Here is a 22,203-nt window from a genome sequence, read left to right as displayed (position 1 = left end):
GATGAAAAAGCAGCGAATCCATTTTTTAATGGCTCACTGCTTTTCGTTCTTCTTATTCATTTATGTTCACAATGATTCTTCCGACAGTACTTCCTTCCAGTAATTTTGGCAGAATATCCGGCAGTGCTTGAAACGCTATTTCTTTTTTTATCATAGAAAGCTTTTGACTGTCTTTTAATTCGCTTGCCATTCGTTTCCAGATTGTTTTTCTCAGTGGCATCGGACAATACACTGAGTCAATGCCTAGTAGATTAATTCCACGAAGGATAAACGGGAAAACTGTGGTCGGAATCTTACTGCCTCCGGTTAATCCGCAGACAGCGACGGTACCACCATAAGCAATTTTACTGATAAGTGAGGCGAGCTGCGCTCCTCCCACAGGGTCAATGGCAGCAGCAAATTGTGTTTTATCTAATGCTTTAATCTTTCCATCGTAAATAGCACTTCGTGGTTTGACGGCAGTTGCGCCTAGTTGTTTCAGATACTCTGTTTGCGAGGATTTACCTGTACTTGCAGTAACATCGTAACCTAGCTTAGAAAGCATGGCTACAGCTGTTGTTCCGACACCACCGGTTGCTCCGGTAACAAGCACGGGTCCCTTTTCTGGTGTCATACCATTTTGTTCAAGCTTGTTTATGGCGAGTGCGGCCGTAAATCCGGCGGTTCCATAAATCATTGCTTCTTTAAAGGTAAGCTCATCGGGCAGTGGTACAATCCAGTCACCAGGAATTGATGCGTACTCGCAAAAACCGCCGTAATGATTGACGCCGATACCATAGCCGGTTGCAATGACTTGGTCTCCTTGCTTGAATCGATCATCTGCAGATGTTACAACGACACCAGCCAAATCAATGCCTGGAATAAAAGGGTATGTGTTCACGATCTTTCCGTCAGGCATGCACGCAAGCGCATCCTTATAATTTATACTGGAGTAATGCACTTTAACAACCACATCGTCCTTAGGCAGTTGATCCATAGTAATGTTTTTCATTGCGACTGAAAAATGTTCTTTGTTTTTATTGACCACTAAAGCTCGAAGTATTGATTCCACAGCAATTCCTCCTTACCTTTATCTATTGTAAATGTAAACGGTTAAAATGAACACTGAAAAAATCAATGCATTTTGCGGAATTTTTAAGACTAGACAGTAGTAATGAATTATATTATAATAATTATAGTTAAGTAATTAATATAAATAAAGGAGAGATTGTTATGGCAGTTGCGCAAGGCACAACAACCAAAACTTTTCTAAATCAGCAGGTAGCAAATTTCGGTTTGTTCTACACAAAGATTCATCAACTACATTGGTACGTGAAAGGTCCAAGTTTCTTCACATTGCATATTAAATTTGAAGAATTATATGATCAAGTAACTGCGATTCTTGATGAAGTGGCAGAACGACTGATTCAAATCGATGGTCAACCCTATTCGACACTTCAGGAATTCTTAGAGCATGCGACGATTAAAGAAAAACCATACACGAATCCATTGAATGAGAACGAAATGGTACAGGTCGCTATTGATGATCTGGTACAGTTGCGTGACGAATTGGCAGAAGGCATTGTCTTATCAGATCAAGAAGGCGATGCCGTAACCAATGATATGCTGATTGCTGTAAAAAATAAAATTGACAAAGACATTTGGTTTTATTCTTCGTTCCTGGGTAAAGACCCGGTACCTCAGAACAACCCTAAATGAGAATAATTATTCAAAGATGAAAACCGAATTATTTCGGTTTTCATTTTTTTATTTAAATATTAGCACCTAGTACTAATATCTGATATAATATAAAGGCTAGAAATAAGGAGGACGGATATCGATTGGAATCAAAAGCGACAATAACGGCCATTGGGGCATATGTTCCGGAACGCCGAATGACGAATCACGATTTAGAACAACTTGTCGATACATCGGATGAATGGATCGTTCGACGGACTGGGATGAAAGAACGCCGAATTGCAGGTCCTGAAGAATTTTCCAGTGATTTGGCCTGCGGAGCGGTACGTAATCTCGTTTACCGTTATGAAAGTGACCTTACTGATGTGGATTTGGTCATTATTTCGACCACCACACCGGATTATGGATTTCCAAGTGTCTCCGCGAGAGTTCAAGCAGCCTTTCAACTCAAACATGCAGGTGTGATTGATTTAAGTTCCGCTTGTTCGGGTTTTGAATATGCACTGCACGTTGCGAACGGTCTTGTTACAAGCGGATTGAATAAGAAAGTGCTCGTGGTTGCTGCTGAAACAATGTCAAAGGTAACGGATTATACGGATCGAACCACATGCATTCTTCTTGGTGATGGAGCAGGTGCCGCGCTTGTTGAACATACGGATGAAAGAGGCAATTTTCTCGGCTCTTATATGGGTGCTGACGGAAGTCTTGGTAAAGCCCTTTATCGTACAGGATTATCGTCAACTATGGATGGAGAAAAGCTCATTGATACAGGAAAAATGATTCAGAACGGCCGTGAAGTGTTCAAATGGGCAGTTAAGACAGTAACCGCCGGAATCCCGGCACTGCTGGAAAACAGCGGATTACAAATTTCGGATATTGATTGGTTCATTCCGCATAGCGCAAACTTGCGATTAATTGAAGCCATATTTGAACGATTAGCGATTCCGATGGATAAAGTTCTTTACAGCTTAGAGTATTACGGCAACACTTCATCGGCTTCGATTGCTCTGGCGATATCAGAAGCCGTCAAGACAGGAAAAATTAAGAAAAATGATCGTTTACTTTTATACGGATTTGGCGGGGGACTTTGCCACTGCGGTCAAATTATTGAATGGAGCATCTAAAAAGATGTTCTAAAAATTATGGATCAGGAAGAAAACATCTTTGTTTTCTTCCTGATCCATTTTTCTATACGGTTAGTGGCAATCAAGCTGCCATATTGAACTGTTCACCTTATACCTGCCAAACCGCAAAAGCTGCGTGCAGAACTCATCAAGATTTTTCACATCCGGAAAGCAGACTTTCAACAGATAACATCCGTCACCGGAAATATTATGGGCCTCAATGCAACTCGGATTTTCAGCGATCATCTGTTCGAATCCTCTGTAATCGGACGAAGACATATAAATGGTTATAAACTGAATGGAATCATAGTGCTGGTCAATAGTAAAACGGCGAATGATTCCTTGGTCGATTAATTTCTGAACGCGCTGACCTGTTGCTTGTCCCGTCATATGAATGTTCTCACCAAGTTGTTTCCAAGTTAGCCGGCTGTTTTTAGTTAATAATCGGGTCGAGTTCGTCCATCGTTGATTTCCTTTCACATTGAAAAAATGGAAGAGTGATTTCATTCATCAGCTACTGTAAAACACTACTTCCATTCATGTACAATCACCATATCAGATCTTTTGGAGGGTGACAATCATGACTGAAGCTTTACTTATTATTGATGTCCAGAATGATTATTTTGCTGGGGGAAAGATGCAGCTTGAAAAACCCGAGGTTGCGCTCAATCAGATTGAGCGAGTACTCAACCGTTTTCGTAAGACAGAAAAAACCATTGTATTTATTCAGCATGTCGCAAAAATTGCGAACGCCACTTTTTTTCTTGAAAATACATTTGGGGCAGCGATACATTCTGCACTCACTCCCAAAAATCATGGAAATGAATTTATTGTACAGAAAAATTTTCCAAATAGTTTTCTTCAGACGCGTTTGCAGGAGGTACTAAAAAGTAATCAAATCGATTCGTTAGTAATCTGCGGCATGATGACCCATATGTGTGTGGATTCAACAACACGGCAAGCGGCTGAACTTAGTTATCGCTGTACGCTGCTTGGTGATGCCTGTGCAACAAAAGATTTGGTCATAGAAGATGACACCATACAAGCGGATCAAGTACAAACTTCATTTCTTGCCGCTTTGCAAAGCTTTGCTAAGGTGAGAACGACGAGTGACTATCTACAGGAACAATGAAGTGAATCGTACAAAAATCTTTGATATGGCTGGAAATTCGATAATAGGATTTCCAGCCATTTTTACAAGATGCATCTTGCCTTTCGCCGAAACAACTATATAATTATGGTAATTAAATCAATATTAACAATATGAATATGAAGGTGATAACTATGAAGGGCAGAGATGTTATTCTTGGACTGCTACTGGATATGCCGCGAACAGGCTATGACATCAATGAGATGTTTCAAACAGTTTTTTCACATTTTTTCTCCGGAGGATATGGGATGATTTACCCTACCTTGAAGAAACTTGAGATTGAGGGAAAGGTGAGAAAAGAAATTGTCACTCAAGAAGGGAAGCCCAATAAGCATGTGTTCTACATTACCCAAGAAGGAGAAATGGAATTCCAGAATTACTTGCGGTCGGAAGTTCAAACGGATGTGTTTCAATCCGATTTCTTGGTTCGTCTCTATTTTGGAAGGCATGTTTCTGAAGATGAATTGAAGGGATGGTTAAAGGAAGAAAAACAGCGCATCGCAGTGCTTGCCGACAGGCTTGACCAAACGAACGCGAAGTGGAAAAACAACATGAGTGATACACAAAAAATAGCGTATGCATTTGGTGCGGAAATGTACAAAGCGCAGATGAAAGTTGTTGAACGCTATTTGAAAGAAGACAACACGCATGTCAAATAAATTAAATCTAATGGGACGATTGAATAATTTATTTAATCATTTTGAAAAAAATGTTCACATTCGCTTTTGCGTTGATTTTCTGATGAATGCATCGTTTACCATGGTTGTGCCTTATTTACCAATCTATTTCTCTCAGAGAGTGGGTACATCCTTAACAGGAATCATGTTTGCCGGCGTGATTCTTGCTGGAATCATTGGCGGTATTACCGGAGGAATGCTTGCTGATCGTATCGGAAGACGAAAGATCATGTTAATCGCCGAGGGTACGACAATTGTAACGTACACGTTAATCGCTTTTTGCAATTCACCGTGGTGGAATAATGTTTATCTGACCTTCCTTCTTTACGTAATCAGTATGCTTTTTTTCGGTATGTTATCGCCTGCAGTCTCTGCACTTCTCATTGATTCGAGTCAGCCTGAATATAGAAAATATATGTACCAGTTTCAGTATTGGCTAGTCAATCTTGCATTAGCTTCAGGTTCATTAATTGGCGGTTTTTTCTTTCAAAAGTATTATTTTGTTCTCTTTCTGCTCGTCGCGCTATCTGATGTTATCGCTTTTTTGTCGACGCTTTTATTAATCACCGATGATTTTGAACCTGTTCGGAAGTCAAAGGATGGAGAGGACAATGAAGATCCAGCAATAAAAAAGGTTGGAATGATGCAAACCCTTTTCGGATTAATTAAAGATCGCTTATTTGTCATGTATTTTCTTGCTTCTTTTAGTTTGGCAACTATTTCGTGTCAAATGACGAACTATATAGCGATTCATATGACTGAAGCGATACCTCGTCAACAATTGATTGGCAGCTTTTATCTGAATGGGATGAACTTGCTTGGCATGCTTCAATCTGAAAATACACTTTTAGTCATTTGCTGTACATTCATGGTCACTTTTTTAGTCCAAAAGATTAGTCAGCGAGTCACGGTTGTTGCAGGAGTTATGTTGTTCGCTTTAGGCTATGTTTATATGATGGTTGGTACGGTCCCATTGCTTTTCTTTTTAGCGATGCTGATTACGACAGTAGGCGAACTATTATATGTTCCGATTGGGCAGAATTTTCTTGCCGATCTTGCCCCTGATCGTCAAAGAGGGTTATACATGGGAATCGCTGGTTTGAGTGGTTCTTTTGGGATGATCTTAGCTAGTTTGATGATCACATTCGTCAACATTTTGCCATCAGCAGTGATTGTAGTGATTGTCAGCCTTTTCGGTATCTTAGCAGCTTTCTTGTATGCTCGTCTTGATATCGGAATTAAAGAAAAATTAAAGATACCTGCTGAATCATCGCCTAAATTCAAGACACGGTGAACGATTTGTAACGAAATGCTGCTTAAATTCGTTCTATTTAATAAAGTGGGGTGAGAGATACATGAATCTATTAATTTTAGGTGGTACTGTCTTTTTAGGAAGACATCTTGCAGAGCTTGCACTCAAAAGGGGTCATTCTGTTACGTTATTCAATCGAGGCAGTCATTCTGATGTTTTGCCTGACATAGAACAGTTACATGGTGAACGCGATGGTGATCTGGAGGTTTTGAAAGGCAGAAAATGGGACGCAGTGATTGATACATCAGGCTACGTCCCAAGAGTTGTCCGTAAGTCGGCAAGCCTGCTCGCTCATTTGACCGATCACTATACATTCATATCGAGTATTTCTGTTTATGAAGATTTCAGCAAGCAAAATCTAGACGAGGAGGCGGTCAGAGGCAAGTTGAAGGATGAAAGCGTCGAGGATATTGGCGATGGAAACTATGGTCCTCTCAAAGCACTTTGTGAATCGGCAGTTCAAGAGAAGTTTCCAGGTCATTCACTTATTGTTCGGCCAGGGTTAATCGTAGGTCCTTATGATCCGACCGACCGCTTCTCCTATTGGCCTTGGCGTATGAAAAAAGGTGGCAACGTGCTTGCACCAGGAAATCCGCAGGCGCACGTTCAATGGATTGATGTGCGAGATTTAGCTTCATTTGTTCTTGATCTTGTGGAGAAAAAACAAACCGGTGTGTATCATGCGACCGGTCCGAGCTCACCACTCACCATGAAGCAGTTCCTTGAAGCATGTAGAGACACTTTAAATCCGGCAGCACGTCTTCAATGGATTCCTGAGGAATTTTTGCTGAATCAAGGCGTTGCGTATTGGTCGGAGGTGCCGCTTTGGATCCCAAAAGAAGCGAATATGGATGGATTCCTAGCTGTAGATAATAGGAAAGCAATCAAAGCAGGACTTACATTTCGACCGATTCAGGAAACTATCCGAGATACTGCTGAATGGCTTAAGACACGTCCAACAAATCATGAATGGAAAGCGGGAATGGACGCGAATCGTGAAAAGGAACTTTTGACACTACATTGCGATAAGAATGAGTAGTTTAAGATGATTGTATTCAATGAATCAATGAAATAAATAGTTTTTGCAAAGTTGCAATTCATTGTATAATAAAGATTAATTCTGATCTCATTTTAAGCATTAGGGCGGTGTTCTGGTGAGTAAGTGGCAGACGAAAGAAGCATTAACTGAACTATTGAGTGACCTGGTTCATGTTCCGAGTGTTTCCGGTTCACAAGCCGAAAAGAAGTTTCCTAAGCTGGTTTTACATAAGCTATCTGAGCTGAATTATTTTCAAACACATCCTGAATGCTTAAATGAAATACCTACAGATGATGGACGATCATTTATATCTGCACTTGTTCGTGCACCGAAGCCTACTGCTAAAACGGTTATACTGTTCAGCCATTTTGATGTCGTCGATGTGCAGGATTACGGACAATGGAAAAAATTTGCTTTTGATATTAATAAATTGACCGATCTTTTTTATGCGAAGAAGGATGATCTTCCAAATGAGGTTCGCAATGATCTCGGTTCTGGCAATTGGCTGTTCGGCAGAGGAGCGATGGACATGAAGAGCGGACTTGCACTTCATATGTCTTTGATCGAGTCAGCATGCGAGGGCGTGTTTGACGGTAACCTCTTACTTATTTCTGTGCCAGACGAGGAAGTGAATTCCGTCGGCATGCGTGCAGCAGTACCTCATTTACTACACTTACAAAAGCAGCATAAACTGGACTACTGCACAGCTCTCAATTCCGAACCAATGTTTTCACTCTATCCTGGAGATCACAATAATTATATCTATACCGGATCAATAGGCAAGGTTATGCCCGGTTTTTTGTGCTATGGAAAAGAAACGCATGTTGGCGAGCCTTTTTCCGGTTTAAACGGCAATTTGATGGCCTCGCTGATAACAGAGGAGATCGAATTAAGCACTGAATTGTGTGATGAAGATGAAGGCAAAGCTGCTCCACCACCTACGAATTTAATCCAAAAAGGACTGAAGGATTCTTATTCTGTTCAAATTCCACATCGGTCTGTGACCTTGTTCAATCTGTTTTTATTGGAGCGATCGATTGAAGATATAACCGAAATGTTGCTCAAAAAAGCAAACCGAGCGGCGAGAAAAATCGAAGCGCTGTATCAAAAGGAAGCAGAGCAGTATGCACATTTTACCGGCTCCACCGCAGCAGAACGGAAGGTGCGTGTGCTCACATTTGAAGAATTAATTCATGAAGCACGACTGTCATTGGGAGACAAACACGTTGATACGCTTATTGATGCTTTGGTTGCCGAACGCGGTGATAAAGATGATCGGGAAATTTCCATTCAGATTGTAGATCAACTGGCCATCCGTTGCAAAGCGCTGGCACCAATGATTGTACTGTTCTATGCGCCTCCTTTTTATCCGGCAGTCCAATCGCATCATCGCCGGCTGATTCAAGAGACGGTTGAAAAAATTCAGTATCGCGCCTATACAGATTATCAAGTCGAGTTAAAGGAACAACATTATTTTAGCGGAATTTCGGATCTAAGTTATATCGGTATGCCTGCCAAACAGTCGTCAATGAATCAACTGATTCACAATATGCCGATCTGGAATCGCGGTTATTCTATTCCTTTTGAAGCGATGGAGCAGCTATCTGTACCCGTCTTGAATCTCGGTCCGATCGGGCGCGACGCGCATCAATGGACCGAGCGCCTTGATGCGGACTTTGCATTTGGTCCATTAAAGGATCTGTTGACTTATGCTATTTGTGAACTATTAACTTTTTAAAGTGTTTGAGAATAATTTTGTATTTTGGTCTAAATTAAATTAACAAATGACGAAAAATGCCAAAATTCAGTCTTCTATGGTTGGGGAAATAACATAGGGGAGATGAGAAAGAGAAGGGTCCATTTTTTTGTGAGATCAAATTTTTAGTTCAATATCAATTGAGGTTAATTCATGAACTTCTTGTGTAAGCGCATTAAGCATTGAGGCTAGATCGAGAACTTGGCAAATGGATAATCCTTTTTTAATTAATACAAGCCCATCTTTTTGTTGTTCCATTTTGACCAAGATCATTCCTTTTCTTGCATAAGCTACAGCTAAAGCTTCAAATCTTTTGATTCGCATGCATTCATCGATAGATTTATTGGCATATAGATAGGCTTGATCATATTTGTTGTTTTTAATCAGAAGAATAGTTAGGTTTAGTAAATATGATGATTTTAGTTCATCGCTTCTAATAATATAGGAACAACGATCAATTTCTTTTAGTGCACGTTTTCCTATGGATATACCAGTTTCTAAGGGAAAGAAGAAGAAAATATTATTAATTAGTTTCAATTCTACTGAGTACCAATTGTCCAGTTTGGACAAACGTTCCCATACTTTTTTGGCATATGGAAATGCATGATCAAAGGTCTTTTCAAAATGAATGGAAGAAATTGCACTACATACATAATGAATGTCTTGAACGACACTATCAGAATACTGTTTTAAATACTTTTCGCACTTTGCATTGAGATTAATGACTTTTTGTATGTCTTCACTGGAGGTAAGTTTAAAAAAATCATGAACGATTTCATCCTTGCCGTTAAGACTATAAGAATTCTGTATGTAAGTTAATTCCTCATAGGATATATCAAGTTTTTTTAAAATGTGCATAAATTTACCTACTGTTGGCTGCATGTCACAAGCCTCTATTTTAGCATAGGTTGCGCGGGACATTTGGTCACCGGCGATATATTTTTGTGTGTAGCGTTTCGATTGCCGAACTCTTTTTAAAACCTCTCCTAATTGATATTCCATAAGTCGTTCCTCCTATATATGTGAGTATATGATACATTTTAATACATTTATGTCGAATCATGCTACGATTAATCCATCAAGAGGAGGTGTCGACCATGTTCAGACCTGATATTATATGGTTTTGCTCAATTGCGTAGTAAGTTGTGTTGCTTAGCTATTATTGATGCTCCCCTTAATGATAGCATACCTATTTGGACTGCCTTGCAGTCTTCCAATGCCGTTTTTTTATCGCATTGTGAATTATACACTTGCGAAAAAGAGGTATTGGTGGCAGTTGAGGATTGATCGTTGGGCGGATGTGGCTCGATCAGATTCTCAGCTCATTTTTTAACATTAAATTTACATTATTTGTATAAAAAGATAAAAAATAGCAATGTACGGGACCTTTTTATCAAATGATGGGCAAACGAAACACCGAAAAAGACAGAATATTAGGATAAAAAGGAGACAGAGAAATGACAATTCAAACAACCTTAAAAAAAGCGACGGTTGCAGTCGCAGCTGCAGCACTTTTTCTAGGAGTAGGCACAACTCAAACTTATGCAAAGCATGCAAGTCAAAACTATCAAGACTATGGATTTTCGCATATCACACGTTATGATATGCTGAAAGTTGCGAAACAGCAGGGAAGCAGCCAATTTGAAGTTCCTGCATTTAATTCTTCAACGGTTAAAAATTTGGACTCCGTCGCAGGATTGGATGTATGGGACAGCTGGCCTCTACAGAATGCTGATGGCACGACAGCAAACTATCATGGCTATCATGTCGTTTTCGCACTTGCTGGCGCCCCGAATGATGGAAATGATACGACCATCTATCTCTTCTATCAAAAGATTGGTGACAACTCGATTGATAGTTGGAAGAGCGCGGGTCGCGTGTTCAAAAACAGCGACAAGAATGTGCCTAATGACCCGTATTTAAGCCACCAAACACAAGAATGGTCGGGATCTGCGACACTGACTAATGATGGTAAAGTGCGATTGTTCTATACAGACTTCTCCGGAGCGCCGGAAGTCGGGGGAACAGGGGACAGCAATCAGGTGCTCACAACCGCGCAAATTAATGTCAGTCAAGTAGGACAAGATAACCTTAAAGTGGACGGCATTCAAGATTATAAGTCGATCTTTGACGGCGGCGATGGCACAATCTATCAAAATATTCAACAGTTCCATGATGAAGGCTTGTTTGGATCAGGAGACAATCACACACTGCGCGACCCTCACTACGTTGAAGACAACGGTCATAAGTATCTTGTTTTCGAATCGAATACAGGAACGGAAACCGGATATCAAGGCGATGATCAATTTGACAACCCTGCTTATTATGGCGGGAGCTATGAATTCTACAAAATTGAAAAAGAGAGTCTTTTGAACAGTTCGAAAAAACAGCTGGCGTCGCTGGCAAATGGCGCACTCGGCATCATCGAATTGAATAATGACTTTACATTAAAGAAGGTCTTGAAGCCGCTGATCGCCTCTAACACTGTTACCGATGAAATCGAACGAGCTAATGTTTTCAAAATGAATGGTAAATGGTATCTGTTCACCGATTCACGCGGTGCTAAAATGACGATTAACGGGATTGCCGATAAAGATATTTACATGCTTGGATTTGTGTCAAATTCATTGACCGGACCATATAAGCCACTCAATAAGAGCGGACTTGTGCTTCACACGGACCTTGATCCACAAGATCTGACCTTTACTTATTCGCATTTTGCGGTTCCTCAAAATAAAGGAAACAAAGTGGTTATTACAAGTTATATGACAAATAGAGGATTCTTTACGGATCATCAATCAACATTTGCACCAAGTTTCTTGCTTAGCATTGATGGTTCAAACACCTCAGTTGTGAAAAACAGCATTCTTGAACAAGGGCAGTTAACAATCGGCAAACATTGATAAATGCAACAGCTGTATCATTGATGAATAACAAGCAAGATTCCAAAGAGAAATAACTCTGAGGAGTCTTGTTTTTCTTTACGAAAATTTAAAACAATATCAAGATAGAAACTTCGTGAACGAGCGTGAAAATTAGTGTATAGTTTTAGTGAGGTACAATTTTCCATTTTGAAGAGGTGTAGATGCTTGGATTTACGCTATCAGCTGACAAAGGAAGACTACATTGCTTTTAATCTGAAAGCTTACGAACATTCACAGGCAATGAGCCGATCGTTATGGACAGCACGTCTTTGTTCACTTATTTTTGTTCTCTTTCCACTGATCGTTCCCATGGTAGGCGGTGATTTTATGTCGGGATTATTTATCTTCTTCTGTATTCTCGCTATTGTGTGGTTCTTCATTACCCCTAAGTTCTTTTTCCGAAGCGTTCGACGCAACCTTTCAAAAATGATTGATGAAAAAATGGGGGATCAATTGCCCCTTGATGAGCGGCTTGAATTGACAGAAGAAGGTCTTCTCGAAGGTGCAGGTTCGGATCGAGAATACAGGACTTCATGGGCAGGTATTGTCAAGATCACGGAAACGTCAGACTATCTTTTCTTTTATATCAATCCAATGGCAGCGATCATTTTGCCGAAAAAAGTGATTGGAGAACGTGAACTAGATAAACTTTTTGAAAAAATTGTTCCTAATTCTGTTTTAAAAGAATAAACGGGATTAACGACGACTTCGAGGAGGGTCTATTTTGAGAAGAACTGGTGAAATTGCTTTAACGATTATTGGCGGATGCATCAACCTTTTATTTTTACTAATCGGAATACGCCTGCTTACAGCAGACTATTCGGCATTTCAGATGCAGTTGAAAGCGGCAAGTGAAGAGCAAAATTTAACGCCGCAACAGATTAATGAAATTGTGCATTTTGCACAAATCTTCGGTAATATGATTTTGGTGTTTACAATCATTATCTTTTTGTTGACGGCCATTGGATTATTTTTATTATTAAAGCTAAAAATGGCGAAAACTGCTGGTGTACTCATTCTTATAGCAGGCGTGCTTAGTCTTCCGGAATTGCTGATTCCGGGCATCTTGTTGATTATTGCAGGTGTTATGGCACTTGTAAGAAAGTCGAAGCAGCCTATTGATTCTTATTAATTTTTCGATCTAAGCCATATGAGTCTATTACAAAAGCCGTCCGGGGCAATTTCTCGGACGGCTTTTGTATTACCGGTTAAGTACGCTGTCTTCTAGATAATCCTTTGTGGTTCCGTATGTTTTTTCAATGTGGTGTTCGCCCCATTTACAGAGTGAACTAAGAATCTCTCTCAGTGAATCTCCATATTCGCTTAACTCATATTCGACTTTTGGGGGCACTTGATTATAGACAATTCGATTTATAATGCCATCATGTTCCAGTTCACGCAGTTGTTGCGTGAGCATCTTTTGAGTAATATTTGGTATTAATCGTTTCAGTTCACCGGTTCTTTTCTTCCCGTGGATCAAATGACAAAGGATCACCGGTTTCCATTTCCCACCAATCACTTCAAGTGTCGCTTCAACGGATATGTTATATTTTTTCGTCATTATAAACCTCCATTTGTTACTAAAAAGTACCTACCATACAAAAAAGTGCGTACTTGTCGAAATGGGATGCACCTTCCATAATAGCATATGCACTCAGTAATGAACATTATTTTTGGAAGGAGATCTCTTATGTCTTCAAAAGGTAGTTTGTTTTCACTAATCTCATTAGCGATTAGCGCGTTCGCAATTGGAACGACTGAATTTATCAGCGTGGGGCTTCTCCCACTCATTATGAATGAATTTCATGTGTCCTATTCGCTTGCAGGTTTGACTGTAACGCTCTACGCACTGGGGGTTACAGTAGGCGCTCCGGTACTGACTTCTCTAACCATAAAAATACCAAAAAAGCAATTGCTGATGCTGATCATGATCGTGTTTCTCATTGCAAACTCACTTGCAGCAGGAGCAACATCGATCTTTGTACTTCTTGCAGCCAGAATTCTTTCTTCATTTTCACATGGAGTTTTTATGTCGATTGGTTCGACAATAGCAGCAGATATCGTTGCACCGAACAAAAGAGCGAGTGCAATTGCGATTATGTTTACAGGTGTCACGCTTGCGACTGTAACCGGGGTTCCGATCGGCACGTTTATAGGGCAGATCCTTGGCTGGCGGGCAGCATTTGTAATTATCGTTGCTATTGGGCTGATCGCATTGATTGCGAACAGCATTCTTATTCCATCAAATCTTAAAAAGTCGACTAAGATAAAGTTTACAGATCAATTCAAGTTAATTAAAACTGGTCCATTGCTTCTCGTATTCGTAATCACGGCTCTTGGATATGGCGGTACATTTGTCGTATTTACTTATTTATCGCCTTTGTTGGAGAAAATCTCTGGATATTCACCGAGTGCAGTTGCCCTTATTTTGTTTATTTACGGAATAGCGATTGCGGTTGGGAATACAGTCGGGGGAAAGGTATCAAATGCTAATCCGATGAAAGCTCTAATTTATATGTTTTTATTTCAAACAGCTTCAATTTTCTTGTTGTATTTTACAGCCTCTAACAAATGGATTGGATTATTAACAGTAGTATTTATGGGATTATTCGCATTTATGAATGTGCCAGGATTGCAGCTTTACGCGGTTCTGCTTGCCGAGCGCTTTGTTCCGGAAGGCGTAGCGGTTGCATCAGCAGTGAATATTGCGGCATTTAATGGCGGCGTGGCATTAGGATCGTTCATCGGCGGTCTCGTTGTCGAACATATTGGACTCATCAACACAACTTGGATTGGGGCATTGATGGTTCTCTCGGCTGCCTTCCTCAGCATTTGGAGTTACAAATTGGAGCGACTATACAGTGAGCGAGTTGCATGTTCAGAGTAATATAATCAGTAAACGATGTCATATAAAAAACGTTCCCCGTTTCTGGCGAACGTTTTTTATTACGTGACCTACTTGTTGGCGCAAATAAATGATGAAAAAAGAGGTTCTCAAAAGGTAAACCACCGTAACCGAATCATTTAGAATAGGTTTTAATTAAGAACAAATTTTTCAATGGCGTACGCGACGCCGTCTTCTCGGTTTGTTTTGGTCACAAACTGCGCTTCATTTTTTAATTGCTCAATAGCATTTCCCATTGCAACGCCGAGTCCGGCATATTTAATCATGGCCAGATCGTTCGCTTCATCACCCAGCGTCATCATTTCTTCAGGGGCAATGTCAAGGAAGTTTCCAAGTGCTTGCAGTCCTTTACCCTTGTCTACCTCTTTATTTAGAATCTCAAGTAAAAAGGGTCTTGATTTCATCATGGTAAAATTTTCAAAATAGCGCTTCGGTATTTTTTCTATAGCGGGATCTAGTAGATTCTGGCTGATACAGAAAATCGCTTTGTTCGCCTTAAATGATTCTGGAATTTGCTCCATATTGGTTTGTTCAAAAGGAAGCGCCTTCATAATTTGACTGTATAATGAAGGCATTCCCTCAGGATAAGGGGGGCAGTAAACACGATGTAAATCGATAAAATTCATCGGTACTTCGAGTGCTTGACTGAGCTCATAAATTGAAAGAAGCTGGTCACGAGTCAATACTTTTTCCGAGATCACATCGCCTGTATCCGCATGCTGCACAAGTCCGCCATTATACGTAATTGCGTAGTCTCCCTGATCAGTCAAGCCGAGAAGATTTAAAAATTCTTTGATCCCAAGGAGTGGGCGACCCGTGCATAAAACCACCTTAACTCCTTGATCTTTAGCCGTTTTTAACACTTTTTGCGTTCGCATCGATATTTGCTTATTTTCATTCAGCAGTGTTCCGTCCATGTCAATGGCAATTAGTTTTATCACAGTTTTCCCTCCGTTACTTGGTCTTTTTTTAGTATACAGCGAATGTTGCACGAAAAGAATGTTTTATGAATCAGGCAATAATTTTTTTCTGATGGAGAACAGCGTTTATTCAGCATTAATTTGGAATTAAAGTGGGTGCAGGTTCCTAAACGTTGTTGTAAATTCGGTTATAGTGAGTATGGTTTAATAAATGATCATCCAAAGGGATTCAGCCAGCATTTTTTTCAAAAAAGAATATGAAATATTAGAAAACATGGCTTCGCCAAGCCTCTGGCAAAGGCGAAGACTTGGTTGCGACGGCCATGGACGGCCTAGCGTCCGGTGAGCCGCAGGACGCGGCGTTTTGCCGGACCGCATTACTATACTCCACTGAATTTTAAACTTTTTTATAGTACAAAAAAAACAGCCGATTGATTTATCGACTGCTTTTTCCGCAGAATTAGAAGGGAATGACGATTTTTAAAAAGCAAACATATCCTGTGACGCTGCCAAGCAGCATACCGGCCAAGACGTCTGACGGATAATGTAGTCCAAGAAATATCCGTGAAACAGCGACACTGAAACCAACAGGAAGCAAAATAAGACTGAGTGTCGGATGAAATAAAATAAGCGGTATAATAACTGAGAAAATGGCAGTAGTATGACCTGACGGGAATGAATGATCCTGCAAGGGATTGATTGGATGATTCGTCCCATCAAGAATTAAATAAGGGCGTTTTCTTGGGAAACACAGCTTAAATACTTGGACAACAATATGGCTGATCGTCAAGGATACAGCGCATGCTAATGCGGTCAAGCGCAATTGCCCGTGTGCAAAGATGAGTAGAAAAAGGACAAGCAGAATCTCCAATACAGCGCCACCGATATTGGTGATTGTGCGAAAATAAGCATTCCAAAGTTTACGTTCAAAGTGACGGTTTATTTTTTTGAATAGACGGCATTCCATTTCGTAAAGTACATTAAAGGGCAGCAATCGACTTCACCTCCCAATAGCGCATCATGCTGATTTTATAGAGGGTCAACTTTGAAATATACTATTCGGGGAAGCTCCTCATTTTCTGATCAGTATGTGCACCTAATCTTATTATATAATAAATGAACGATATTGAGAAAACTTTAACCTATATTTAAGGCTTTGTGAACACTCGTTTTTAATACAGTGAAGAAACGAGCAAATTTTATTATATGCTGCAGTGCTCGAATGATTTGAATTAAGTCACAGTTTACAAGATTGTTTCCCAATAGTATACTCGATTCAACATCTACCTTTAAACTACATAAATGATATATTGGAGGAAATTAGACGATGGAATCCAGGTTTGACGTGAGGAATGACAGAGATCTCACGATGCTGGTTGATTTTTACGAACTAACGATGGGGAACAGCTATCTCGCTGAAGGGGTAGGTGACCAGATTGTTTATTTCGACATGTATTTTCGCAGGGTTCCGGATGGCGGAGGCTATTGTATCATGTCCGGTGTGGAACAACTGATTGAATATCTCGAAAATCTTCGGTTTACAGAAGATGATATTAACTATTTGCGTTCAACCAAGGCTTTCTCGGAAAAATTTCTTGATTATCTTTCAACATTCACATTTTCTTGTGATGTTTGGGCAATTCCTGAAGGCTATCCGGTGTTCCCTAACGAACCGCTCGTAACAGTTCGAGGACCTGCAATTCAAGCGCAGCTTCTTGAGACGATGATTCTTGTCACAATTAATCACCAGACCTTAATCGCCACAAAAGCAAGCCGTATCTGCCGTGTTGCCGGCAATCGTCCTGTTATGGAATTCGGTTCGAGACGTGCACAAGGTTATGACGGTGCAATTTATGGTGCACGTGCAGCAGTGATTGGCGGATGCTCGGCGACTGCCAACACATTGGCTGGAATGATGTTTGATATCCCCGTATCCGGTACGATGGCTCACAGCTGGGTCCAATTGTTTGACAGTGAATTGGAAGCGTTTCGAGCATGGGCAAATGCTTATCCGGATCAATGTCTGGTGCTGATTGACACGTTCAATGTTCTGAAATCTGGACTTCCGAATGCCATTAAAGTCTTCAAAGAATTGCGTGCGAAAGGTCATGAACCGTTGGGGATACGAATTGATTCCGGCGATATTACTTACTTAACAAAAAAAGTGAGAAAAGCGTTAGATGATGCAGGATTTCCTAAAGCGATCATTGTCATTTCCAATTCCCTTGATGAACATATAATAAAAGATGTACTTGCCGAAGGTGCGCAAATTAATTCGTTCGGCGTTGGCGAACGGTTGATTACCGCACGTTCAGAACCAGTGTTCGGCGGTGTATACAAACTTGTTGCTGTTGAAAAAAATGGGGAAGTTGTCCCAAGAATTAAGATTAGTGAAAATGAAGAAAAAATAACGAACCCGGGTTTTAAGAAAATTTATCGTATTTATGATAAAGATGCAGATAAGGCGATTGCAGATCTCATTTGTGACGAATCGGAGACGATCGATGAATCAAAGCCGTTGACGTTGTTTGATCCGGTGTTTACATGGAAGAAGAAAAAATTAAAACGCTACAAGGCTGAGTTGCTACGCAAACAGATCTTTAAAGGCGGGACGCTTTGCTATAAGAGTCCTTCTGTAAAGGAAATTCGCAAATTTGCCCAAGAGCAGGTTCAGCGCCAGTGGGCTGAAGTGCTCCGATTTGAAAATCCGCATAATTATTTTGTGGATCTGTCGTGGAAGGTTTGGAATGCAAAACATGATCTCTTAAACAGCTATTCAGAGGAATTCAGCGGTAAATAATGAGTAAAGTCAATAAAGAACCGAGAGACAGCAAACTGTCTTTCGGTTCTTTTACGTTTCAGTTCTGCATTAACTCTCGGTTTCAGATGCAGGTATATCAAATCTTTGATGCGAATCATTAAAGAAGCGCAAACCATTTTTATAAATGGAATGTCTGCTTTATTTTTAAGGCGACTTGCTCGGCGTTTAAATAAGTATTATTAATCCGTAAATAATTTTTTTCTTTTATTTCACCTTGACGTGAGTTCAGACGATCCGTTTTCACTGATTCAAGCAAGTTTTGCTCGGATTGTTCAATGTTTCTTTTCGTTGGTTTTTCAGCGAGTCGATGCGGGGTTCGATTTCGCTGAAGCCGAATATCGGTACATGCCTCTAATTCGACAAAATAGATATCTGCCCCTTTTGCTCTAAAAAGTTGGCAAATTTCATTTATATTCATCCAATCCTCTTTCTTGTTAAAAGCCCATACGGTTGTGAAAATAATGCCGTACATATTACTGCAGACTGCTGATTTGAATATCTCTTTTCGGAACATATGACACAGTCGCCACATTTCAGGTGTAAAACCGAATAAAGGCACAAGTGGATCAATAGTCATGTGATTATGGAGCAATTTCAAATCGGTTATCTTAGCAAGTTCTTGCCCAACGGTCATCTTTCCAACCGCTTGCGGTCCGAATATGAGTACGAATCTCATAGGCAGTTCCTCCATGTTTTTTAATTTATGTGTTTATCATTTTACTGATGATTTTCTGTTGCTTCATGTGGATTGACCAGTAAAAGCAATAGATACCGGCACAACTGAGTAGCGTAAAAAGAATAGCCATCCCGAACGATGGAAGAAAAGCACCAATAATGACACCAAGCGACCCAATGATTTTTGCACCTTGGAAAACAAGTCCGTACACAGCCATGTATGCACCGCGTACATGTTCCTGTGCCATGGAGGCGAGCATCGTTTGGCAATTTGGAACATACATCAGCTCCCCCAATGAAGATACAATAATCATGAAGAACAGAAGCAGCCAGTGATTACTAAACGCGAGTATTACATAGCCGGAACTATAAAGGACGAGTCCGGTAAAAAGAACATAATGAGGACGATAATGCTTCATCCATTGGTTGACAAGTAATGTAAATAAAACGATGAGTACAGTGTTCTCAACACGCAGCCAACTCAGTAAGGTCAAGCCGTCTACACTTCTGTTCCAGATCAATGAATGAAACTCGCGCGACAGGCGTATCGCTATATAGTTGTTCATTTGAAATTCGAGTGAAAGAATCAGTAAATGAGCGAGACAAAAAACGAGAAAGCGATGGTCGGTCATGACTGTTTGGTAGCTCTTGCTCATATCTCGAATGAACCGATTGATGTTCGCCGTTTGATCCTTTGAAGTACTCTGTGTGTTACTTTCATTCATAAAGAATGCGAGTAGACTGAAAACAAATAGCGAGGTTACAGTCAGAATGATAAAAAGCGTGAACCGATGGCTGTTAAAATACAAGCCTCCGATAATGGTCCCGGCAGCAATTGAAAGATTCACCGACCAGTAATTGACACTGTACATAAATTGCCGATTCTCTTTTGTGCTTACATCAATCAACATTGCTTCAGCGGCGGGATTCATGAAACCGCTGCTGATACTTTGAAGGAGCATCATCACAAACGTAATTTCCGGTGACAAGAACCAAGGAGAATTTGCTGCTGCCATTAATGAAAAAGCGACGATTTGTATCAGTTGAGCGATGATCATAATTCGTTTTCTGCCGAAGCGGTCGGAAGTATAACCTCCGAAGAAACTTACGCTCAATGAAGCCATCACATTGAGTAAAAGAAGAAAGCCAGTTGTCGCGGTACCGAACTCTTTTGCAAAGTATATGGCCATAAATGGGAAAACCATATTCCCGACAAATCGTGAAATAAAGGAAGTGAGCAGTCGAATTTTAATATTCCTGTGCAAACTTAGAAATGTGTTCATGCGTTCAGCCCCTGTCGTTGTTGCAATTGGTATACTTCATTGTTGTATAAACGTAACAATGAAAAAAGTGTAAAATGAAATAAATCATTTCCCCTTTTTTGCAGAGGAAATCGCGTACAATGAAATGAGGAAGGGAAAGGGAAGCGGGGAATTGGATGAATGCATTTGATTATTACACAGAATTCTATTTGGCTAAAGCTCATGCATCTCATAAACAAGTGGAGACAAGTATCAGTGAGTGTGCACGGATTTTTTATTGCTCCGAGCGCAATGCAAAACTGATTATTCATAAACTAGAAAATAACCATTGGATTCATTGGGTGAGCGGGCGAGGGAGGGGCAATAAATCGCAGGTAGCTTTTCTCAAACCTTTGAGTTCATTCGTTGAGGAGCAGATTGATCAATTTATTAAGTCGCATCAATTAGACAAGGCACTCGCTTTTATTCAATCGCATTCACTGCCTGATTCCTTATCAGAGAAATGCTATAAAACAATGAAACAAGAATTCGGCTATCGAACGGAAAATAAGAAGTCTAAGGAAATGGATATTTTACGTATTCCAATGAGACGTCAGCTCGCGACATTGGATCCCGCGTTTGCCGCAATAACGAGTGAATCGCATATTGCCCGGCAGCTGTTTGATTGTTTAATAAACTATAATATAGATTCAGATACTTTCGTACCTCATCTGGCTCATTCTTGGGAAGCATCATCAGATCAGAAGAAGTGGACATTCTATCTGCGAAAAGGAGTCACCTTTCACCATGGGAGAGAGTTGACTTCAGAGGATGTTCTGTTCACCATTAGGCGTATATGCGACCCGTCGAATCAGGTACCGTGCCGTTGGTTTTTTCAATCATTGAGTCATGTTTCTGCTCATCATCCCTATGCGCTAACGTTAATCTTTACCAAACCAACACCAGCTCTGCTTTTTTTCAGTTCCTTAAATCTAGCCATTCTTTCTGCCGATGTTGGATTCAATCCGAGTCACATTATTGGAACAGGTCCCTTTAGAATCGTAAAATACAATAGTAAACAACTTGTACTCGAACGTTTCGGAGATTATTTCAGCCTGTGTGCATTACTGAATCGAGTGGAACTCTATTATGCGCCGAATCTGATCAGCCAGCAGAAAATTTATGATGTACCTAACACACAGCGTCAATCTTCCGCTCATGAAGAGATTCATGAGGAAATCGGCAGCAATTATATTATGTTCAATTTTAAGAAAGCCGGACCGCAACAGGATTACTGGTTTAGAAAAACGATAGATTTGATTATTGATCGTCAAGCGATGATTTGTGAACTCGGAGGAGATCGCATTCGAATCTCAAATAGTTTTCTTGAAACGCAATCTGGAGATTCACTGCAAGTTTCTGTTACGGATGGTCAAATGAAACACTACCTTTCTTTAAGTAATTATGGTGGACAAAAGCTTAAATTCTATTATTTTGATCACCCGCCAGTGAAAGCAGATGCACAGTGGATTCAGGAACGAGCGAAACAAATAGGAATGAACCTTGAACTCTATCCATTGTCGATGAGCGATTTCTATAATGAGAAGCTAACCCATGAAGCGGATATGGTACTTGGCGGAGAAGTGATGGAAGAAAATCTCGAACTTGGTATTGCTCATCTATTTCGAGATGAAAGCAGCTTAATTCGACGATTGATCAATCAAAAACAGGCATGTAGGATTGACCTTTTAATCGACCAATTTCTTCAAGCAGGGAACAGGGCTGCAAGATACCGAGTCTTCCATCTGATTGAAAATTATGTGAGAAATGAAAGACTACTCATCTATACATATCACAGCCGCCGAGAAGTAACCTTTCATTCGGCTCTAGAAGGTATTAAACTAAATGCGTTTGGTTGGGCTGATTTCAGCAAATTATGGATTAAACCTGACTTATCCGCGGAAACATGACTAATTAAGGAG

At 40.3% G+C, this 22,203-nt stretch carries 21 protein-coding genes; 13 read left to right on the top strand and 8 right to left on the bottom strand.

The genetic code is table 11. From position 1 onward, the window contains the following. Positions 1–52: 52 nt before the first annotated feature. A complete protein-coding gene (locus AC6F33_RS10150) occupies positions 53–1,051 on the bottom strand; it encodes an acrylyl-CoA reductase family protein (RefSeq protein ID WP_480948318.1) in 999 nt (332 codons plus the stop codon). A 161-nt stretch (positions 1,052–1,212) separates the two neighbouring features. Between AC6F33_RS10150 and AC6F33_RS10145 the strand changes: the two genes are divergently transcribed. Both AC6F33_RS10145 and AC6F33_RS10140 read left to right on the top strand, forming a co-directional pair. Beyond that, positions 1,213–1,698: a Dps family protein gene (locus AC6F33_RS10145; protein ID WP_255749406.1), complete on the top strand. Its 486-nt coding sequence runs from the start codon at positions 1,213–1,215 to the stop codon at positions 1,696–1,698. Positions 1,699–1,820: 122 nt separating this feature from the next. Then, the gene (locus AC6F33_RS10140; RefSeq protein ID WP_480948317.1) at positions 1,821–2,801 is read left to right on the top strand and encodes a ketoacyl-ACP synthase III; all 981 of its coding nucleotides are present in this window, start codon (positions 1,821–1,823) and stop codon (positions 2,799–2,801) included. 72 nt (positions 2,802–2,873) lie between these two features. Here the strand turns inward: AC6F33_RS10140 and AC6F33_RS10135 are convergent, their stop codons facing one another. Next, positions 2,874–3,308, bottom strand: coding sequence for an Lrp/AsnC family transcriptional regulator (locus AC6F33_RS10135; protein WP_500777057.1), 435 nt, complete (start codon positions 3,306–3,308; stop codon positions 2,874–2,876). Positions 3,309–3,381: 73 nt separating this feature from the next. On the opposite strand from AC6F33_RS10135, the gene AC6F33_RS10130 reads away from it, so the two are divergent. From AC6F33_RS10130 to AC6F33_RS10110, 5 genes are all read left to right on the top strand, one after another. Beyond that, positions 3,382–3,933 carry a cysteine hydrolase family protein gene (locus AC6F33_RS10130; RefSeq protein WP_500777056.1) on the top strand — a complete coding sequence of 184 codons (552 nt, stop codon included), beginning with the start codon at positions 3,382–3,384 and terminating at the stop codon, positions 3,931–3,933. Between the two features lie 152 nt (positions 3,934–4,085). Beyond that, positions 4,086–4,610 (top strand): PadR family transcriptional regulator, encoded by a 525-nt coding sequence (locus AC6F33_RS10125; protein ID WP_500777055.1) that lies wholly within the window; start codon positions 4,086–4,088, stop codon positions 4,608–4,610. Next, positions 4,600–5,922 carry an MFS transporter gene (locus tag AC6F33_RS10120; protein ID WP_500777054.1) on the top strand — a complete coding sequence of 441 codons (1,323 nt, stop codon included), beginning with the start codon at positions 4,600–4,602 and terminating at the stop codon, positions 5,920–5,922. The genes AC6F33_RS10125 and AC6F33_RS10120 overlap by 11 nt, the downstream gene beginning before the upstream one ends. A gap of 61 nt (positions 5,923–5,983) precedes the next feature. Next, positions 5,984–6,979, top strand: a complete 996-nt coding sequence (locus tag AC6F33_RS10115) for an NAD-dependent epimerase/dehydratase family protein (protein ID WP_255749394.1) — start codon at positions 5,984–5,986, stop codon at positions 6,977–6,979. A 115-nt stretch (positions 6,980–7,094) separates the two neighbouring features. Then, on the top strand, positions 7,095–8,717 hold the full coding sequence (locus AC6F33_RS10110; RefSeq protein ID WP_255749391.1) for a M20/M25/M40 family metallo-hydrolase: 1,623 nt from the start codon (positions 7,095–7,097) through the stop codon (positions 8,715–8,717). A gap of 135 nt (positions 8,718–8,852) precedes the next feature. Here the strand turns inward: AC6F33_RS10110 and AC6F33_RS10105 are convergent, their stop codons facing one another. Further along, positions 8,853–9,737, bottom strand: a complete 885-nt coding sequence (locus AC6F33_RS10105) for a helix-turn-helix domain-containing protein (protein ID WP_255749389.1) — start codon at positions 9,735–9,737, stop codon at positions 8,853–8,855. A gap of 455 nt (positions 9,738–10,192) precedes the next feature. Here AC6F33_RS10105 and sacB point away from each other — a divergent pair, with 455 nt between their 5' ends. The 3 genes from sacB to AC6F33_RS10090 all read left to right on the top strand — a co-directional run bounded on the left by sacB (position 10,193) and on the right by AC6F33_RS10090 (position 12,791). Beyond that, entirely contained in the window at positions 10,193–11,638 is a 1,446-nt protein-coding gene (gene sacB / locus AC6F33_RS10100; RefSeq protein WP_255749387.1) for a levansucrase, read from the top strand. Between the two features lie 186 nt (positions 11,639–11,824). Beyond that, positions 11,825–12,349: a YcxB family protein gene (locus AC6F33_RS10095; RefSeq protein ID WP_500777053.1), complete on the top strand. Its 525-nt coding sequence runs from the start codon at positions 11,825–11,827 to the stop codon at positions 12,347–12,349. A gap of 34 nt (positions 12,350–12,383) precedes the next feature. After that, positions 12,384–12,791: a DUF4064 domain-containing protein gene (locus AC6F33_RS10090; protein ID WP_255749383.1), complete on the top strand. Its 408-nt coding sequence runs from the start codon at positions 12,384–12,386 to the stop codon at positions 12,789–12,791. Between the two features lie 69 nt (positions 12,792–12,860). Here the strand turns inward: AC6F33_RS10090 and AC6F33_RS10085 are convergent, their stop codons facing one another. Further along, positions 12,861–13,223 (bottom strand): winged helix-turn-helix transcriptional regulator, encoded by a 363-nt coding sequence (locus AC6F33_RS10085; RefSeq protein ID WP_370646163.1) that lies wholly within the window; start codon positions 13,221–13,223, stop codon positions 12,861–12,863. A gap of 96 nt (positions 13,224–13,319) precedes the next feature. Here AC6F33_RS10085 and AC6F33_RS10080 point away from each other — a divergent pair, with 96 nt between their 5' ends. Then, positions 13,320–14,546 carry an MFS transporter gene (locus tag AC6F33_RS10080; RefSeq protein WP_480948307.1) on the top strand — a complete coding sequence of 409 codons (1,227 nt, stop codon included), beginning with the start codon at positions 13,320–13,322 and terminating at the stop codon, positions 14,544–14,546. 149 nt (positions 14,547–14,695) lie between these two features. Here the strand turns inward: AC6F33_RS10080 and yidA are convergent, their stop codons facing one another. After that, on the bottom strand, positions 14,696–15,505 hold the full coding sequence (gene yidA, locus AC6F33_RS10075) for a sugar-phosphatase (RefSeq protein ID WP_500777052.1): 810 nt from the start codon (positions 15,503–15,505) through the stop codon (positions 14,696–14,698). Positions 15,506–15,944: 439 nt separating this feature from the next. After that, entirely contained in the window at positions 15,945–16,475 is a 531-nt protein-coding gene (locus AC6F33_RS10070) for a phosphatase PAP2 family protein (protein WP_480948777.1), read from the bottom strand. Positions 16,476–16,811: 336 nt separating this feature from the next. On the opposite strand from AC6F33_RS10070, the gene AC6F33_RS10065 reads away from it, so the two are divergent. Further along, on the top strand, positions 16,812–18,284 hold the full coding sequence (locus AC6F33_RS10065; protein WP_255749375.1) for a nicotinate phosphoribosyltransferase: 1,473 nt from the start codon (positions 16,812–16,814) through the stop codon (positions 18,282–18,284). Between the two features lie 139 nt (positions 18,285–18,423). On the opposite strand, the gene AC6F33_RS10060 is transcribed toward AC6F33_RS10065, so the two are convergent. Both AC6F33_RS10060 and AC6F33_RS10055 read right to left on the bottom strand, forming a co-directional pair. Next, positions 18,424–18,981, bottom strand: coding sequence for a DEAD/DEAH box helicase family protein (locus AC6F33_RS10060; RefSeq protein ID WP_480948306.1), 558 nt, complete (start codon positions 18,979–18,981; stop codon positions 18,424–18,426). Between the two features lie 25 nt (positions 18,982–19,006). Continuing rightward, positions 19,007–20,263 carry an MDR family MFS transporter gene (locus AC6F33_RS10055; protein WP_500777051.1) on the bottom strand — a complete coding sequence of 419 codons (1,257 nt, stop codon included), beginning with the start codon at positions 20,261–20,263 and terminating at the stop codon, positions 19,007–19,009. Between the two features lie 155 nt (positions 20,264–20,418). Between AC6F33_RS10055 and AC6F33_RS10050 the strand changes: the two genes are divergently transcribed. Next, positions 20,419–22,191 (top strand): ABC transporter substrate-binding protein, encoded by a 1,773-nt coding sequence (locus AC6F33_RS10050; RefSeq protein ID WP_255749369.1) that lies wholly within the window; start codon positions 20,419–20,421, stop codon positions 22,189–22,191. Positions 22,192–22,203: the final 12 nt, after the last annotated feature.

The sequence above is a fragment of the Sporolactobacillus sp. BBK16-2 genome (genome assembly GCF_059878335.1).
The sequence above is the reverse complement of the archived record's forward strand: the minus strand, read 5'-3'. Positions and strand labels throughout refer to the sequence as shown.